This is a genomic window from Mycobacterium sp. TH-M25 (assembly GCF_057473665.1).
In genome coordinates, this window is record NZ_JBYCLA010000147.1 from 1 (window position 1) to 3,945 (window position 3,945).

General features: G+C 67.0%; 2 protein-coding genes. One reads left to right on the top strand and one right to left on the bottom strand.

The features are described from left to right. The first annotated feature begins 378 nt into the window (after positions 1–378). A complete protein-coding gene (locus tag AC2VOU_RS05000; protein WP_486956364.1) occupies positions 379–3,348 on the top strand; it encodes a lantibiotic dehydratase in 2,970 nt (989 codons plus the stop codon). 60 nt (positions 3,349–3,408) lie between these two features. On the opposite strand, the gene AC2VOU_RS05005 is transcribed toward AC2VOU_RS05000, so the two are convergent. After that, entirely contained in the window at positions 3,409–3,819 is a 411-nt protein-coding gene (locus AC2VOU_RS05005; RefSeq protein WP_486956365.1) for a nitroreductase family deazaflavin-dependent oxidoreductase, read from the bottom strand. Positions 3,820–3,945 lie beyond the last annotated feature (126 nt).

Here is a 3,945-nt window from a genome sequence, read left to right on the forward strand (position 1 = left end):
TATTGTACACCGTTCTAATCGTTACTTTAACCTATCGTGGTAAGTCCGAAGTGGTACAGAGAATCGTGTTAATAACCGAGTGCGCGATTATTCTAACTGTTCCGACCATGCACTCACCTTTTAGTTATTTCACGGCGGCCTGCGCTGTGATCTACCTATTGCTATTGTACAGGGGAATCGTAAGGTCCGGAATCAACTTGTCTGAGATGTTGTCACGACGTGGAGGTGGGTGAGCCGGGAGATCTCCGACCTGACGGTCTCCACACTCGGCCCCTATGGATCACAGATGCCGTCACGTCGCCGAGTGTGACGCTGCGGACATGCACGGTACAGCGCACCACGTGGTCTGAAACTCACTCTTTCGCGATTGATGCTTGAATGACCGCTCCAGCCCGGCGAAATCCTGACGCGGACGTGGGCGAATTCGCCGACACCGCGATCATCCGGTGTTCGTTGGGAACGGTGGCCGAGTATCCCGATTTTCCCGCTGCGTGGGGTGACCTGGACGCCATCGCGCGGCTGTGGTCGGCCCATGCCATCCGTGAGGCGGTGCTGCTTGCCAGCCCGGTGCTGGCGGGCCAGGTTGCCAGGCTGCTGTCGTCCTCGGGCGCTGACACGCCTGTGAAGAAGCGCAAGCGCGTGCACAAGGGACTGTTGAAGTACGCGCTGCGCCTGAGCACCCGATGCACTCCGTTCGGCATGTTCGCCGGTGTGGCGGTGCTGCCGGTCGGCGACGGGCACCCGGTGCTCGGTAAGTCCCACATCCGACATGTCCGGGCCTCCGGCGCGACCGCCCGGCGTCTGGTGGACCAGGTGCGCGTGTTGCCGCGGGCTCGGCTGTATCCCAACCCGGCGTTGACCGAACGCGCCGACCGGCTGGTCGTCACCGTCATGCGCGGCGTCGACGACACCCACACCCTGGCCTCGATCAGGGCCACCGGACCCGCACGGCTGGCCGTCAACACCGCCGCAGGCACCGCGACCCGGCAAGACATCGAACAGCGGGTCGCCGACGCCTATCCGGTCGCCGACGCCGCGACGGTGCGCACGCTGCTCGACGAGTTGTTGGCGGCCGAGGTGTTGCTGTGCGAGGCGGAGCACTCCGCATTCGACGGCGATCCGTTGGCGGGGGTGCCCGACACCGTCGAGGGCGCCACCGTGATGCGGGTTGCCTTCGCGCGGTACTCCGATGCATCCGACCCCGTCGGCGATGGCAGTCTCGACGCGCTGCTGCGGCTGTTCCCGCAAGGGGACACCCAGCGCGACATCCATGTCGACCTGGAACTCGATGCGTCCGGGCAGGTGCCCGCGTTGGTCGTCGACGCGGCCCGCGATGCCATCACGGCCCTGGCCGCGACGATGGCGCACCTGCCGGCTACGCCCGCACTCGACGAGTTCAGCGCCGGGTTCGTGGAACGGTACGGCCACACGCGGGTGCCGTTCCTGACCGCGGTCGACGAGGAACTCGGGATCGGCTACCCGCGGGCCTACGAATCCGTCGCGCCGCGGCGCCCCACTGCCCCCGCCGACGACGACCTTGTGGCCGAGCCGCGTCGGGACCTGATCGCCCGGCTGCTGCAGCGGGCGGCAGCCGATGGCGTGGACGTCGTGGAGCTCACCGATGCCGACCTGACGGGCTTCCCCGAGCCCGACGGCAGGCCCAGCAGCGTCGATCTCATCCTCGGGCTCCACCGCGAACCGTCGGGTCTGCGAACGACGGTGACCGGGCTGGGCTCTCCCGGCGGGTCCGCCGTCGGCCGCTTCACCGCCGTCATGCCCGGGGCGCGGGATTTTGTGCAGCGCCGCGCTGACTTCGACTCCGCCTGGTGGGCAGATAAGACCGCCGGGCGGGGAATCGTGTGCGGCATCGACTACATCGCCGGAACGGACTCCATCAACGAGGTCGCCGCGACCGCACAGTTGTATCCGGTGACATTGGCGGTCAACGCGCGTCCGCACTGCCCGGTCGGCCCGGTCCTCACCCTCGCCGACATCTACCTCGGTTATGCGGACGGATGTGTGCGGATCGTCCTGGCCGACGGCACACCGGTGAGCGTGCGTCAGCTCACCATGGCCACGAACCGCGCCTCGGCCCGAGCCGTCCGGCTGCTGCGCGATATCTCTGATGCCAGAACCCGGGTGCCGTTCTGGTCCTGGGGTGAGGCCGAGGCGATCATGAACCACCTGCCCGCAGTGCAGTACCGGGGTGTCACCTTGGCCGTGCAGCGATGGCGCTACCCGACGACCGCGACCCGCACGCAGGCCGCGCTGCGGGACTGGATCGCCGCGACCGGCATCAGCCGCCACGTCCGCGTCGGGCCGTACGACAACCAGCTGCACCTCGACACCCAACATCCGGCGCACCTGGACCTGCTGCTCGACGAAATCACCGCCGGCAACACGTGGCTCTTCCGCGCTCCGACGCCCGACCAGATGGGTGTCGTGGGCGACAACGCGGCAGCGAGGCACCCCGCTGAGGTGGTGGTCACCGTTGCCGCCCCAGCCGGGGCGCACGTCGAGCCCGACCTGACCAGTCACCCACTGCACAACCCCGCCCACGACGAATATCGGCTGCTGGCGCCGGGTGGCGCATGGACCGCGTTCGCTATCACCGGCGCCGCCAGCTCCCACGACCGCACCCTGCGGGCCTTCGCCGACACCTTCCCCGACCTCGCCGGCGACTGGTATTTCGTGCGCTACCGAGAAGACGGCCGCGACCAGCTGCGCCTGCGGGTGCGACGCCCGGTTGCCGAACTCACCAGCGTCTTGGCGTGGCTGGCCGACGCCCGCCTGGCCGGGCGTATCGGCGACTACACGATCCCGGTCTATCACCGCGAACTCGAGCGCTACGGCGGACCACGAAGCTTCTCCTGCTACGAACGGCTGTTCTGTCAGGAGACCGCGCACATCGTCGCCCTGCTGCCGATCGTCGAGCCCGACCCGTCGGCCCCGGACAACGCCACACCGCTGCTCAGGCCAGGCGTCGAAGCCGCCGCCGGCGTCCTGACCCAATGGCTCGACGCGATCGACCCCGGCCGCGCGGACACCGGCCAGGTGATCGACGTCGCGGTCGAAAACTACAGCGGGGAACTCGGCGCAGCGGTACACCAGATCAAAACCGCTCTGCGCGAACATCACTCGCAGATCGACGCGCACAACGCACTGGTCGCCGCGCTGCGTGAATTCTGGGTCGACCCAGCCCAGCACGACGCGGTGACGACGCCCGCCGTCCTACAAAGCGCAAGCCACATGCTGTGCAACCGGATAGGCCTGCAGCGGCACGAAGAGTACGCCGCGATGTGGCTGATCAAGATCGAACGAAACCGCCGGGAGCGGCGCAACATCTGAAAGTGATGGCGCCGGGCTGTCGCTGAATACTGCCGTGGAATACGCGGGCAGTGGCGAGGTTTACGCGATGTCGGCGACGAAAACCCCGACTCGTCCAACCTGCCGCTTCGCCAGAAACGGCAGACCTGCGCCGTCACTGCCTGCGGGCAGGACCCGCGGGTTGACGATATGGACGCTGGAGCGGATGAAATGCACATCGGCCTCGCCGGCAGCCAACACGTTCTTGACCCAGTTGGTCTTGCCGTGGATGAGCCCGATGGCCAGGACGTTGCCTTTGCGGTAGGCAGTGACGATGGTCTCGTAGGGAGTGCCCGACGTGCGGCCGCGATGCTTGATCACCGAAAACCCCGGGATGAAGCGCGCAAATGGCCGCACCAACGGATTGAAGTACTTGATCTGGAATCGTTCCAGCGCCGGCGGGACGAGCATCGGGACGCCCGGGGCGTTGTTGGGATGGTCCTTGGCGGACATGGCGGCTCCCTGTGGTCGGATGTGTCGTCAATGTACCGGTCCGATACGCGGTTGCTCTGCTCTGGGACAATGGTCGGTGTGACTGTGATGGCGCGCATCGACCTGCGCGGTGCAGACCTGTCCGTC